At 68.0% G+C, this 13,289-nt stretch carries 10 protein-coding genes; 4 read left to right on the forward strand and 6 right to left on the reverse strand.

The genetic code is table 11. From position 1 onward, the window contains the following. Positions 1-99 precede the first annotated feature (99 nt). Complete coding sequence (gene nadB / locus WS78_RS14950) at positions 100-1,701, forward strand: L-aspartate oxidase (protein WP_038745317.1); 1,602 nt, start codon at positions 100-102, stop codon at positions 1,699-1,701. 140 nt (positions 1,702-1,841) lie between these two features. Here nadB and nadC read toward each other — a convergent pair whose 3' ends face one another. The 6 genes from nadC to purN form a co-directional block, all read right to left on the reverse strand. Further along, positions 1,842-2,726 (reverse strand): carboxylating nicotinate-nucleotide diphosphorylase, encoded by an 885-nt coding sequence (gene nadC / locus WS78_RS14955; protein WP_038745259.1) that lies wholly within the window; start codon positions 2,724-2,726, stop codon positions 1,842-1,844. Continuing rightward, positions 2,723-3,859, reverse strand: a complete 1,137-nt coding sequence (gene nadA, locus WS78_RS14960) for a quinolinate synthase NadA (RefSeq protein ID WP_059574824.1) — start codon at positions 3,857-3,859, stop codon at positions 2,723-2,725. Before nadA ends, nadC begins: the two co-directional genes overlap by 4 nt. 170 nt (positions 3,860-4,029) lie before the next feature. Next, positions 4,030-5,226 carry a DesA family fatty acid desaturase gene (locus WS78_RS14965; protein ID WP_038745263.1) on the reverse strand — a complete coding sequence of 399 codons (1,197 nt, stop codon included), beginning with the start codon at positions 5,224-5,226 and terminating at the stop codon, positions 4,030-4,032. A 192-nt stretch (positions 5,227-5,418) separates the two neighbouring features. Then, positions 5,419-6,771, reverse strand: coding sequence for a mechanosensitive ion channel family protein (locus tag WS78_RS14970; RefSeq protein WP_038745264.1), 1,353 nt, complete (start codon positions 6,769-6,771; stop codon positions 5,419-5,421). A 15-nt stretch (positions 6,772-6,786) separates the two neighbouring features. Continuing rightward, entirely contained in the window at positions 6,787-8,049 is a 1,263-nt protein-coding gene (locus tag WS78_RS14975; RefSeq protein ID WP_038745266.1) for an RsmB/NOP family class I SAM-dependent RNA methyltransferase, read from the reverse strand. Then, entirely contained in the window at positions 8,046-8,708 is a 663-nt protein-coding gene (gene purN / locus WS78_RS14980) for a phosphoribosylglycinamide formyltransferase (RefSeq protein WP_059574826.1), read from the reverse strand. The genes WS78_RS14975 and purN overlap by 4 nt, the downstream gene beginning before the upstream one ends. A 122-nt stretch (positions 8,709-8,830) precedes the next feature. On the opposite strand from purN, the gene WS78_RS14985 reads away from it, so the two are divergent. The 3 genes from WS78_RS14985 (at position 8,831) to lspA (ending at position 13,276) form a co-directional block, all read left to right on the forward strand. Beyond that, the gene (locus tag WS78_RS14985) at positions 8,831-9,823 is read left to right on the forward strand and encodes a bifunctional riboflavin kinase/FAD synthetase (protein ID WP_038745270.1); all 993 of its coding nucleotides are present in this window, start codon (positions 8,831-8,833) and stop codon (positions 9,821-9,823) included. A gap of 114 nt (positions 9,824-9,937) precedes the next feature. After that, positions 9,938-12,775 (forward strand): isoleucine--tRNA ligase, encoded by a 2,838-nt coding sequence (ileS, locus tag WS78_RS14990; protein WP_059574827.1) that lies wholly within the window; start codon positions 9,938-9,940, stop codon positions 12,773-12,775. After that, on the forward strand, positions 12,776-13,276 hold the full coding sequence (gene lspA, locus WS78_RS14995) for a signal peptidase II (RefSeq protein WP_059574829.1): 501 nt from the start codon (positions 12,776-12,778) through the stop codon (positions 13,274-13,276). Positions 13,277-13,289: the final 13 nt, after the last annotated feature.

A 13,289-nucleotide genomic window follows, 5' to 3' on the forward strand; every position in this document is an offset into this window, starting at 1 on the left:
CGCACACCCGCTTCTTCGGCGCGGTATGCTCTGCCCTTTCCGCCCGCATTGCGCATGGCGGAAAAGATAAGACGAAACGCGCAAGAAACGGAGATGCAGATGAATTTCGATGTGGCGATCGTGGGCAGCGGCCTCGCCGGCTTGTCGGTCGCGCTCAATCTCGCGCAAACGCGGCGCGTCGCGCTGATCGCGAAACGCTCGTTGATGGAGGGCGCGAGCGACTACGCGCAAGGCGGCATCGCCGCGGTGCTCGATTCGGCGGACAGCGTCGAGAACCACGTGAACGACACGTTGATCGCGGGCGGCGGCTTGTGCGACGAGGCGGCCACGCGCTACATCGTCGAGCACGGCCGCGAAGCGATCGAATGGCTGATCTCGCAAGGCGTGCCGTTCACGAAGGACGACGCCGCGGAGCTCGGCTTCCATCTGACCCGCGAAGGCGGCCACAGCCATCGCCGCATCATCCACGCGGCCGACGCGACGGGCCACGCGGTGCTCGCGACGCTGTCCGAGCGCGCCCGCGCGCACCCGAACATCACGTTCTTCGAGGATCACCACGCGATCGATCTCATCACGTCCGATCGCCTCGGGCTGCCCGGCCTGCCGGGCCGGCGCTGCGTCGGCCTCTACGCGCTCGACGTGAGCACCGGACAGACGATGACGATCGAGGCGCCGCACACGGTGCTCGCGACGGGCGGCGCCGGCAAAGTCTATCTGTACACGACGAACCCCGACACCGCGACGGGCGACGGCATCGCGATGGCGTGGCGCGCGGGCGCCCGGGTCGCGAACATGGAGTTCATCCAGTTCCATCCGACGTGCCTGTTCCATCCGTACGCGAAGTCGTTCCTCATTTCCGAGGCGGTGCGCGGCGAAGGCGGCCTCCTGAAGCTGCCGGACGGCACCCGCTTCATGCCCGCGCACGATTCGCGCGAGGAACTCGCGCCGCGCGACATCGTCGCGCGCGCGATCGACTTCGAGATCAAGAAGCGCGGAATCGACTGCGTGTATCTCGACATCAGCCACCAGCCCGAAGCGTTCCTGCGCGAGCACTTCCCGACGATCTTCGCGCGCTGCCTCGAGTTCGGCATCGACATCTCGAAGGAGCCGATCCCGGTCGTGCCGGCCGCGCATTACACGTGCGGCGGCGTCGTCACGGACCTGGCCGGACGCACCGACATCGCCGGCCTGTACGCCGTCGGCGAAACGTCCTACACCGGCCTGCACGGCGCGAATCGCCTCGCGAGCAATTCGCTCCTCGAATGCCTCGTGATCGGCCGCGCGACCGCCGACGCGATCGAAAGCGCCGGCTACGATTCGGCGACGCACGGCCCGCTGCCCGCGTGGGACGAGAGTCGCGTCGCCGATGCGGACGAGGAAGTGGTCGTTGCGCACAACTGGGACGAACTGCGCCGCCTGATGTGGAACTACGTCGGCATCGTGCGCACCGACAAGCGCCTCGAGCGCGCTCAGCATCGCCTGAAGCTGTTGCGCGACGAGATCCACGAGTACTACGCGCACTTCCGCGTGAGCCGCGATCTGCTCGAGCTGCGTAATCTCGTCGACGTTGCGTCGCTGATCGTCGACAGCGCGCGGGCGCGCCACGAAAGCCGCGGGCTGCACTACAGCCGCGACTGGCCGCACGCGCTGCCCAAGGCGCTGCCGACCGTGCTCACCCCGCCGCGGCGCGTGCCGAAATAACGGCCCAACGGCCTGCCGCGCGCCACGAAGCGCCTCGAAACCGGCGCGACAAAAAAAGGCCGCCGGCGCGCAATGCGCCGGCAGCCTTTTTCCTCGGCCGAGCCGCACGTCCGGCGAGCCGGACGCGCGCCGCCATCACGTCATTCGACGATGCGCATCGAGTAGTCGGTTGCGCGCACGTCCTTCGTCAACGCGCCGATCGAGATCCGGTCGACGCCCGTCTCCGCGATCGCGCGCACCGTGTCGAAGTTCACGCCGCCCGACACCTCGAGCACCGCACGGCCTTCGGTAACGCGCACCGCGTCGCGCATCATGTCGAGCGTGAAGTTGTCGAGCAGCACCGACTGCGCGCCGTGCGCGAGCGCCGTGCGCAGCTGATCGAGCGTCTCGACCTCGATCTGCACCGGCACGTCGGCGTTCAGCGCGAACGCCGCGTCGAGCGCCTCGCCGACGCCGCCCGCCGCCGCGATGTGATTCTCCTTGATCAGGATGCCCGCGTAGAGCGCGAGCCGCTGGTTCGCGCCGCCGCCGACGCGCACCGCGTATTTCTGCGCGAGCCGCAGGCCCGGCAGCGTCTTGCGCGTGTCGAGAATGCGCGTGCGCGTATCCGCGATCCGGTCGACGTAGCGGCGCGTCGCGGTCGCGACGCCCGACAGCAGTTGCAGGAAATTGAGCGCGTTGCGCTCGGCCGTCAGCAGCGCGCGCGCGGGGCCGCGCAGTTCGCAGACGATCGAATCCGCCGCCATCCGGTCGCCTTCGCGATACCGCCAGTCGATTTCTATCGACGAATCGACCGCGCGCATCACCGCAACGAACCACGGCACGCCGCACAGCACGGCCTCCTCGCGCACGATCACGCGCGCGCGGCGCGGCGCGCCGTCCGGCACGAGACGCCCGGTCTGATCGCCACTGCCGACGTCCTCGGCGAGCGTGTCGGCCACGTTGCGTGCGATCGCCGCGTCGAATGCGGCGCCGTATTCGCGCGAGATTTCCGCGAAGAGCGGCGACACTGCGTCGTTCGTCATGCCGCCCCCACGTTCGCGAAGAGCGACTGGTCGCGCTGCAGGTCGCCGCTCGCCTGCACGCGCTGCTTGCGTCGCGCGGCGAAATCGAGCATCCGGTCGATCGGCACGCGCGCGCGCTCGGCGATCGCGGCATCGACGAAGATCTCGTTGTGGCCGCGCTCGAGCACCTCGGCCAGGTTCGACAGCGCGTTCATCGCCATCCACGGGCAGTGCGCACAGCTCTTGCACGTTGCGCTGTTGCCGGCCGTCGGCGCCTCGATGAAGGTCTTGCCCGGCGCCGCGAGCCGCATCTTGTGCAGAATGCCGAGATCGGTCGCGACGATGAAGCGCTGCGCGTCGAGCTTCACGGCCGCGTCGATCAGCTGCGTCGTCGAACCGACGACGTCCGCGAGCGCGACGACGTTCTCCGGCGATTCGGGATGCACGAGAATCTTCGCGTCCGGATACTCGCGGCGCAGCAGATCGAGCTCGATGCCCTTGAATTCGTCGTGCACGAGGCACGAGCCCTGCCACATCAGCATGTCCGCGCCCGTCTTCTTCTGGATGTAGCCGCCCAGGTGCCGGTCCGGCGCCCAGATGATCTTCTCGCCGCGCGCATGCAGATCGGCGACGATCTCGAGGCCGATCGACGACGTGACCATCCAGTCGGCGCGCGCCTTCACCGCGGCGCTCGTGTTCGCATAGACGACGACCGTGCGGTCCGGATGCGCGTCGCAGAACCGCGAGAATTCGTCGACCGGGCAGCCGAGATCGAGCGAGCACGTCGCGTCGAGGTCGGGCATCAGCACGCGCTTGTCCGGGCTCAGGATCTTCGCGGTTTCGCCCATGAAGCGCACGCCGGCCACGACGAGCGTGCGCGCGTCGTGATCGCGCCCGAAGCGGGCCATCTCGAGCGAATCGGCGACGCAGCCGCCCGTCTCGTCCGCGAGTTCCTGCAGATCCGCGTCGACATAATAGTGCGCGACCAGCACGGCCTTCTCGCGTTCGAGCAACGCCTTGATCCGCGCCTTCAGCGCGTCGCGCTCGCCGGCGGCGAGCGGCTCGGGCACCTTCGCCCACGCCTCGCCTACGCCGCAGGCCGCCCCTGCCGCGAGCGGGCGGTCGTACTCGACGGGTTTGATCGCCGATTGCATCCTCATCTCCTATCGACCGGCGTTATCGCCTCAGCGCTTGTTCCGGTTCTGTGCAAAGCTCAGCCCTGCTGATCGGCCGCCGTCGTCGAACGGCGCGCCCAAAAGAAAAAACCCCGCCAGCGCGGGGTTTGTGACGTCCTGAAATTCTAATCGATTTCGGCGCGAACGACTCAGGCGTAGCGGCGCAGGCGCGTCGCGAACTCTTGCAGCGCCTTGATGCCGCTTTGCTCGGCGCGATGGCACCAGTCCTGCAGCTGCGCGAGCAGCTGTTCGCGCGACGCGTTCGAACGCTCCCAGATCGCGGCAAGTTCCGTGCGCAACTCGAAGAACGTATGCAGCTTCTGGCTGTTCGCGAAGATCTCCGGCAGCATCCGCTTCTGCGGCTCGTCGAGGCCCGCCTCTTCCTTATGGAACCACTTGCGCGCGCCGCGCATCAGCTGATACTTCTCGCGTGCGCCGAGCTCCTTCAGGTGCACGAGCTCCTGCTTGTACGCGCGCTTGAGCGTCTTCGCGTAACGCGCCATCACTTCGTAGCGGTTCGACAGCACGGCCTGCAGCGTTTCCTGGTCGAGCACCGTCTTGCGCGCGGCGAGGCGCGGCGTCGGCGCGATCTTCTTCACCTTCGCGAGCCCGAACGCCGACATGATGCGGATGTACATCCAGCCGATGTCGAACTCGTACCACTTGTTCGACAGCTTCGCCGACGTGGCGAACGTATGGTGGTTGTTGTGCAGTTCCTCGCCGCCGATCACGATGCCCCACGGGAACAGGTTCGTGCTCGCGTCGGCCGCGTTGAAGTTGCGATAGCCCCAGAAGTGGCCGAGGCCGTTGACGACGCCCGCCGCCCAGAACGGAATCCACACCATCTGGACCGCCCACACGGTGAGGCCGACCAAACCGAACAGCGCGACGTCGATCACCATCATCAGGCTCACGCCGAGAATCGGGTACTTCGAGTAGAGATTGCGCTCGAGCCAATCGTTCGGCGTGCCGTGGCCGTACTTGCGCATCGTCTCCTCGTTCTTCGCTTCCGCGCGATACAGCTCGGCGCCTTCGAGCAGCACCTTCCAGATGCCGCGCGTCTGCGGGCTGTGCGGATCTTCCTCGGTCTCGCACTTCGCGTGGTGCTTGCGGTGGATCGCCGCCCACTGGCCCGTCAGCATGCCCGTCGTCATCCACAGCCACAGGCGGAAGAAGTGGCTCATGATCGGATGCAGGTCGAGCGCGCGGTGCGCCTGGCAGCGGTGCAGATAGACGGTCACGCCGACGATCGTCACGTGCGTGACGGCGAGCGTGAACAGCACGATCTGCCACCACGAGAAACGCAGAAGCCCGTTGGAAAAGAAATCGAGCAGGGAATTCAACAAGGCAGTTACCTGTGAAAGTAAGGACGCCGGCTCAAATGATCCGCGTCAAGAAAATGAAAGCATACCGCGTGATAGGACGGAATTTTACTGCATCCGTTCCAAGTCTTTGTAAAAAATGAATATTTTTTGCGGCGCCGCAATACGTGCGCGGGCGTTTTCGGGCTGCGCGGGGCGCGACGGCGCCCGGCGCGGCTACGCGTCCTGCCGCGGCCGATCTGCCGCGAAGCCTTCCGCGCCGGCCGCGGGCGCGATTCCGTCCGGCAGCCCGATCACGCGCACCTCCCGTTGCGGGAACGGGATCGAGATCCCGTGTGCGACAAAAAGCCGCCAGATGTTCCGGTTCACCATCGAGCGCACGCTCGCCGTTCCCTTCGCCGAGTCGGCGATCCAGAAGCCGAGCTCGAGATCGATGCCGTCCGCGCCGAAGCCGACGAGATAAGGCGTCGGCGCCGGCTCCTCGAGCACGCGGTCGATGCCCTTCGCCGCGTCGGCGAGAAGCGACATCGCGTGCTCGACGTCCGACGTGTATGCGATCTGGACCGCGACCTTCGCGTAACCGCGCGTCAGGTACGACGACTGGTTCTGCACGACGTCGGTGATGAGCTTCTCGTTCGGGATCAGCGTCTCGTTGCCGTCGAGGCCGCGCACGACCGTGTAGCGCGTGCGGATCTGCGTGACGACGCCCTGCAGGCCGCCCACGTTGATCGCGTCGCCGAGCCTGAGCGACCGGTCGAGCAGGATGATGAAGCCCGACACGTAGTTGCTCGCGATCTTCTGCAGGCCGAAGCCGAGCCCGACGCCGAGCGCGCCGCCGAACACGCCGAGCACCGTCACGTCGATCCCGACGAGCGACAGGCCGATCAGCACCGCCGCGAAGATGAGCAGCGCGCGCCCGACGCGCGCGAGCACGACGCGCAGGTTCGCGTCGAGCGAGCGCGCGCGCATCAGCCGCTCTTCGAGCACCGAGCCGAGCCACATCGCGACGACGAGCGTCACGCAAACCCACAGCGCGCCCGACACCACGGACAACAGCGTGAGGCGCGCGTTCGCGACGCGGAACTGGACGCTGTCGAGCCAGACGAGCACGTCGTGCTGGATGCCGAGCACCGTGAGCGCCATCGCGATCCACACGACGATCGACGCGATCTTCTCGACGATCGACAGCCACGCGTGCGTGTGGCCGTCGCGAGCGAACACGCGGCGCGCGACGAAGAACAGGATGTAGATGAGACCGATGCCGAACAGCGGCACGAGCGCGAGCTGCAGCAGCGACGTCGGCATCAGCTCGTCGAACGCCGTCTCCGCGAGCCACATGAACGCGCCCCCGACGAGCGGAAACAGCGCGCGGTTCAGGCTGAGCGCGCCCGGCCCGGGCGAGCGGCCGGCCGAGCGGCGGCGCGCGTCGATCCGCCCGCGCACATAGCGCGCGACGAGCCACGCGAGCGCGAGCGAGCCAAGAAACGCGGCCGCCTGCCAGATCATCGCAGGCTGGCCGAAGTCGTGCGCGACGGCGGCGAGCCGCCGCGTCAGGTGATTCGTGACCATGCGCGAGCCCGCCCGTTACTGCGCGCGCCGCTCGAGGACCGCGGCGAAGAAGCCGTCGGTCGCGTGGCGGTGCGGCCAGAGCGACAGGTAGTCGCCCGTGTCGAGCGAAATCCGCTGCTCGGCGAGCACGCGGCTCGCCGGCACGAGCGCGAACGCCGGATGCGCGGCGAGAAACTCGGCCACGATCGTCTCGTTCTCCGCCTCGAGCACGCTGCAGGTCGCGTAGACGAGCCGGCCGCCCTTCTTCACGAGGCGCGCGGCGCTCGCGAGAATCGACGCCTGCTTCGGCGCGAGCTCGGCGATCGTCTCGCGCGACTGGCGCCACTTGAGGTCGGGATTGCGGCGCAGCGTGCCGAGGCCGCTGCACGGCGCGTCGACGAGCACGCGGTCGATCTTGCCCGCGAGCCGCTTGATCTTCGCGTCGTGCTCGCTGTCGATGAGCACCGGGTTCACGTTCGACAGGCCGCTCCTCGCGAGGCGCGGCTTGAGCTTCGCGAGGCGCTTCTCGGACACGTCGAACGCGTACAGGCGGCCCGTCGAGCGCATCATCGCGCCGAGCGCGAGCGTCTTGCCGCCCGCGCCCGCGCAGAAATCGACGACCATCTCGCCGCGCCGCGGCGCGACGAGCGAGCACAGCAACTGGCTGCCCTCGTCCTGCACTTCGATCTGTCCCTCTTCGAACAGCTTGAGCTTCGTGAGCGCCGGCTTGCCGACGACGCGCACGCCGAACGGCGCGAACGGCGTCGCGCCCGCGTCGATCCCGGCCGCGCGCAGGCCGTCGATCACCTGGTCGCGCGTCGCCTTCTGCACGTTCGCGCGCAGATCGAGCGGCGCCGGATAGTTGACGGCGGCCGCGAACTGCGCGAGCTCGTCGGCGCCCATGCGCTCGGCAAGCGCCTGATGAATCCAGTCCGGCAGGTTCGTGCGCACGCGCAGCGGCAGGCTCGCCGGATCGATCTTCGCGACGTGGTCGAGCCACGCCCATTCGGCGGCCGACACGAACGGCTTGAGCGCCGAGCGGCCGGCCGTCTGCATCAGCCCGAGCAGCGCGAGCCGCCGCGCCGGCGCGCCCGTGCCGCTCTCGGCGAGGTGCGCGTACTCCATCTTCCGCCGCAGCACCGCGAACACCGCCTCGGCGATCACGCCGCGCTCGGCGTGGCCGAGCTTCGGATGCGCGCGGAAGAAACGGCTCGTCGTGACGTCGGCCGGGCCGGCGAATTTCAGGACTTCGGCGAGAAGCGCCTCGGTCTGGCCAATCAGGAATCCGTGCAGCTTCATACGCCCTCGCTCGTCGACATGTCGATTGCATCCGCGAACAGCCAGCGCGCCTCGTCCGGCGCGACGACGGCGCGCCCCGCTTCGAGGCGCAGCTTCCCTTCGACGAACCAGCGCACCGCGCGCGGATACAGCGCGTGCTCGGCCGCGAGCACGCGCGCGGCGAGCGCGGCGGCGTCGTCGCCCGCGACGACGGGCACGGCCGCCTGCGCGACGATCGCGCCGCTGTCGAGCTCCGGAATCACGAAGTGGACGGAGGCGCCGTGCAGCGCGACGCCCGCGTCGAGCGCCTGCTGGTGCGTATGGATGCCCTTGAAGCTCGGCAGCAGCGACGGATGGATGTTCAGCATCCGGCCCTCATATCGGGCGACGAAGGCCGGGGTCAGAATGCGCATGAAGCCGGCGAGCGCGACGAGATCGGGGCCGAAGCGGTCGATCTCGGCGGCGAGCGCCGCATCGAAGCTGTCGCGGCTGTCGAACGCGCGGTGATCGACGACGGCCGTCGCGATGCCGTGCGACGCCGCGAATTCGAGGCCAGCGGCGCCCGGCCGGTTGGAAATGACGGCGGCAACCTCGGCAGGCCAGCCCTCGCGCGCGCAAGCGCGTACGATGGCCTCCATGTTGCTGCCGCGGCCGGAAATCAGGATGACGAGTTTTTTCATCCGCGGATTTTACCATTCGGCCCTGCCGTTTCCGGCATCCTGAGCCGCCTGGCCGCCCGAACGTTTATAATCTTTTGCTTTGCGGCATCCGGCCGCTCTTCCCCCACGCTGCCACCGCTATCGTGAAAGTTTTCCGCGGCCTGCCCAACGCCGAAAGCCGCGCCCCGTGCGCGTTGACGATCGGCAACTTCGACGGTGTCCATCGCGGCCACCAGGCCCTGCTCGCGCGCGTGCGCGCGGCGGCGGACGCGCGCGGGCTGCCCGTGTGCGTGATGACGTTCGAGCCGCACCCGCGCGAATTCTTCAATCCGGCCAGCGCGCCGCCGCGGATCGCGATGCTGCGCGACAAGCTCGAGGCGCTGCGCGAGCACGGCGTCGAGCGCGTGGTCGTCGAGCATTTCAATCACACGTTCGCGAGCCAGTCGCCCGAGGCGTTCGTCGAGCGCACGCTCGTCCACGGGCTGCACACGCGCTGGATCATGGTCGGCGACGACTTCTGCTACGGCGCGAAGCGCGCGGGCAATTTCGCGTCGCTGAAGGCGGCGGGCGAGCGCTTCGGCTTCGAGGTCGAGCAGATGGAAACGCTCGCCGACGCCGACGGCGCGCGGATCTCGAGCTCCGGCGTGCGCGCCGCGCTCGCGGCGGGCGATCTCGACGCGGCCGCGCGCGCGCTCGGCCACGGTTACGCGATCAGCGGCCACGTCACGCACGGCCTGAAGCTCGGCCGCGACCTCGGCTTCCCGACGCTGAACCTGCCGATCGCGCACAAGCGCCCGGCGCTGTCGGGCATCTTCGTCGTCCAGGTGCACGGCATCGGGCCCGAGCCGCTGCCGGGCGTCGCGAGCCTAGGCGTGCGGCCGACCATCGACGATTCCGGCCGCGTGCTGCTCGAAGTGCACCTGCTCGACTGGCACGGCGACGCATATGGCAAGCTCGTTCGCGTCGAGTTCCTGAAGAAGCTGCGCGACGAAGCGAAATTCGTCGACCTCGAGACACTCGCGCGCGCGATCGCGCAGGACGTCGTCGACACGCGCGCGTACTTCGCCGAACACGGCCGCGCGCCGGGCAGCCGCGCGACCGGCTTCGCGACGTCCGCCACCGACCGAATTAGCTGATCGACGCCGCGCCCGCACCGGGCGCCCCCGTCCGCCGCGCCGCCCGAAGCCGGCGCCGCGCCTCACCGATTTCACGACGCGCGAGCGTCCCCAAGATTTCACAGCGATCCCGACATGAGCAACAAGAAAGCCGATTCGAAACCGCAGGCCAAGTATCCGGTCAACCTGCTCGACACGCCGTTCCCGATGCGTGGCGACCTCCCGAAGCGCGAGCCGCAATGGGTGAAGGACTGGGAGGCGCGCGGCGTCTACGACAAGATCCGCGCGGCGAGCGAGGGCCGCCCGAAATTCATCCTGCACGACGGCCCGCCGTACGCGAACGGCGACATCCACCTCGGCCACGCGGTCAACAAGATCCTGAAGGACATGGTCGTGAAGTCGCGCAACATGGCGGGCTTCGACGCGCCGTACGTGCCCGGCTGGGACTGCCACGGCATGCCGATCGAGATCCAGATCGAGAAGCAGTTCGGCAAGTCGCTGCCCGCCGCCGAGGTGATGGAGAAGGCGCGCGCGTACGCGACCGAGCAGATCGAGAAGCAGAAGGCGGGCTTCAAGCGTCTCGGCGTCCTCGGCGAATGGGGCAATCCGTACAAGACGATGAACTTCCTGAACGAGGCGGAGGAAATCCGCGCGCTCGGCAAGATCATCGAGAAGGGCTACGTGTACCGCGGCCTGAAGCCCGTGAACTGGTGCTTCGACTGCGGCTCGGCGCTCGCCGAGGCGGAAGTCGAATACAAGGACCGCACCGATCCGACGATCGACGTGCTGTTCGCGTTCGCGGAGCCCGAGAAGACCGCGCGCGCGTTCGGCCTGGCCGCGCTGCCGCGCGCCGACGGCGGGATCGTGATCTGGACCACGACGCCGTGGACCATTCCCGCGAACCAGGCGCTCAACCTGCATCCGGAGATCGCCTACGCGCTCGTCGACACCGAACGCGGCCTGCTCATCCTCGCCGAGGAACGCGTCGAGGCGTGCATGAAGGACTTCGGCCTGACGGGCAACGTGATCGCGACGGAGCACGGCGACAAGCTCGCGAACCTGCGCTTTCACCACCCGCTCGCCGCCGCGCATCCGGGCTACAAGCGCACGTCGCCCGTCTATCTCGGCGACTACGTGACGACCGACACCGGCACGGGCATCGTCCACTCGTCGCCCGCATACGGCGTCGAGGATTTCACGTCGTGCAAGGCGCACGGCATGACCGATTCGGACATCATCAACCCGGTGATGGGCGACGGCCGCTACATCGAATCGCTGCCGCTGTTCGGCGGCCTCACGATCTGGGACGCGAATCCGAAGATCGTCGACGCGCTGCAGGCGGCCGGCTCGCTCCTGCGCAACGAGCACTACTCGCACAGCTACATGCACTGCTGGCGACACAAGACGCCGATCATCTATCGCGCGACGTCGCAGTGGTTCGCCGGCATGGACACGCAGCCGGCCGACGGCGGCAAGACGCTGCGCGAGACCGCGCTCGACGCGGTCGACGCGACCGCGTTCTACCCGTCGTGGGGCAAGCAGCGCCTGCACAGCATGATCGAGAACCGCCCGGACTGGACGCTGTCGCGCCAGCGTCAATGGGGCGTGCCGATGGCGTTCTTCGTCCACAAGGAAACGGGCGAGCTGCATCCGCGCACGCTCGAGCTGCTGGAGGAAGTCGCCAAGCGCGTCGAGCAGGCGGGCATCGAGGCATGGCAGACGCTCGACGCGCGCGAGTTGATCGGCGACGACGCGAACCTCTACGAGAAGAACCGCGACACGCTCGACGTCTGGTTCGACTCCGGCACGACGCACTGGCACGTGCTGCGCGGCTCGCACAGGGATCAACTGCAGTTCCCGGCCGATCTCTACCTCGAAGGCTCGGACCAGCACCGCGGCTGGTTCCATTCGTCGCTGTTGACCGCGTCGATGCTCGACGGCCGCGCGCCGTACAAGGGCCTGCTCACGCACGGCTTCACCGTCGACGGCGAAGGCCGCAAGATGAGCAAGTCGCTCGGCAACGGCATCGATCCGCACGAAGTCGCGAACCGCCTCGGCGCGGAAATCATCCGCCTGTGGATCGCGTCGACCGACTATTCGGGCGAGCTCGCGATCTCCGAGGAGATTCTGAAGCGCGTGACGGAAGGCTATCGCCGGGTTCGCAACACGCTGCGCTTTCTGCTCGCGAACCTGTCGGATTTCGACTTCGCGAAGGACGCGCTGCCCGCGAGCGAATGGCTCGAGATCGACCGCTACGCGGTCGCGTTCGCCGCGCGGTTGCAGACCGAGCTGCTCGCGCACTACGAGAAGTACGAGTTCCACCCGGTCGTCGCGAAGCTGCAGACGTTCTGCTCCGAAGATCTCGGCGGCTTCTATCTCGACGTGCTGAAGGACCGCCTGTACACGAGCGCGCCGGCTTCGAACGCGCGCCGCTCCGCGCAAACGGCGCTCTACCACGTGACGCAGGGCCTGCTGCGCGTGCTCGCGCCGTTCCTGTCGTTTACGGCCGAGGAAGCGTGGCGCGTGTTCCAGCCGCAAAGCGACACGATCTTCACCGAGACCTACTACGCGTATCCGGAAATCGCGAACGCCGACGCGCTCGTCGCGAAGTGGTCGCTGCTGCGCGACGTGCGCGGCAACGTGACGAAGGCGCTCGAGGAAGCGCGCACCGCGAACCGCATCGGCTCGTCGCTGCAGGCGCAAGTCGAAGTGCGCGCGTCGGGCGCGCGCTACGACGCGCTCGCGAGCCTCGGCGACGATCTGAAGTTCGTGCTGATCACGTCGGCGGCGACGGTCGCGAAGGTCGACGCGGAAAGCGAGGAAGGCGTCGACGTCGCGACGTCGACGTACCAGAAGTGCGAGCGCTGCTGGCACTACCGCGAGGACGTCGGCGCGCACGCCGATCATCCGACGCTTTGCGGCCGCTGCTTCTCCAACCTGTTCGAAAACGGCGAAACCCGGAGCGCTGCGTAAATGGCGAAGACCCTGTCGAAATCCTCGGGCGGCGCGCTCGCGCCGTGGCTCGGCATCTCGCTCATCGTGATCCTGTTCGATCAGTTGACGAAGATCGCCGTGCTGAAAACGTTCGCGTACGGCGCGATGCACCAGATCACGCCGTTCTTCAACCTGACGCTGATCTACAACCGCGGCGCGGCGTTCGGCTTTCTCGCGACCGCCGGCGGCTGGCAGCGCTGGGCGTTCACGGCGCTCGGCGTAGGCGCGACGCTCGTGATCTGCTATCTGCTCAAGCGCCACGGGCATCAGCGCCTCTTCAGCCTGTCGCTCGCGCTGATTCTCGGCGGCGCGCTCGGCAACGTGATCGACCGTCTGATCTACGGTCACGTGATCGACTTCCTCGATTTCCACGTCGGCGCGTGGCACTGGCCCGCGTTCAATCTCGCCGACTCCGCGATCACGGTGGGCGCGGTGCTCCTCATCTACGACGAGCTGCGTCGCGTGCGCGGCGCGCGCTGAGCGCATACACTTC

This window comes from Burkholderia savannae (assembly GCF_001524445.2).
GTDB classification, from domain to species: Bacteria; Pseudomonadota; Gammaproteobacteria; order Burkholderiales; family Burkholderiaceae; genus Burkholderia; species Burkholderia savannae.

Bases quoted from the DNA above. Each gene is read 5' to 3' on its own strand.
- nadB (WP_038745317.1), top strand. From the start codon at position 100: ATGAATTTCGATGTGGCGATCGTGGGCAGCGGCCTCGCCGGCTTGTCG.
- nadC (WP_038745259.1), bottom strand. From the start codon at position 2,726: ATGACGAACGACGCAGTGTCGCCGCTCTTCGCGGAAATCTCGCGCGAA.
- nadA (WP_059574824.1), bottom strand. From the start codon at position 3,859: ATGCAATCGGCGATCAAACCCGTCGAGTACGACCGCCCGCTCGCGGCA.
- WS78_RS14970 (WP_038745264.1), bottom strand. From the start codon at position 6,771: ATGGTCACGAATCACCTGACGCGGCGGCTCGCCGCCGTCGCGCACGAC.
- WS78_RS14975 (WP_038745266.1), bottom strand. From the start codon at position 8,049: ATGAAGCTGCACGGATTCCTGATTGGCCAGACCGAGGCGCTTCTCGCC.
- purN (WP_059574826.1), bottom strand. From the start codon at position 8,708: ATGAAAAAACTCGTCATCCTGATTTCCGGCCGCGGCAGCAACATGGAG.
- ileS (WP_059574827.1), top strand. From the start codon at position 9,938: ATGAGCAACAAGAAAGCCGATTCGAAACCGCAGGCCAAGTATCCGGTC.
- lspA (WP_059574829.1), top strand. From the start codon at position 12,776: ATGGCGAAGACCCTGTCGAAATCCTCGGGCGGCGCGCTCGCGCCGTGG.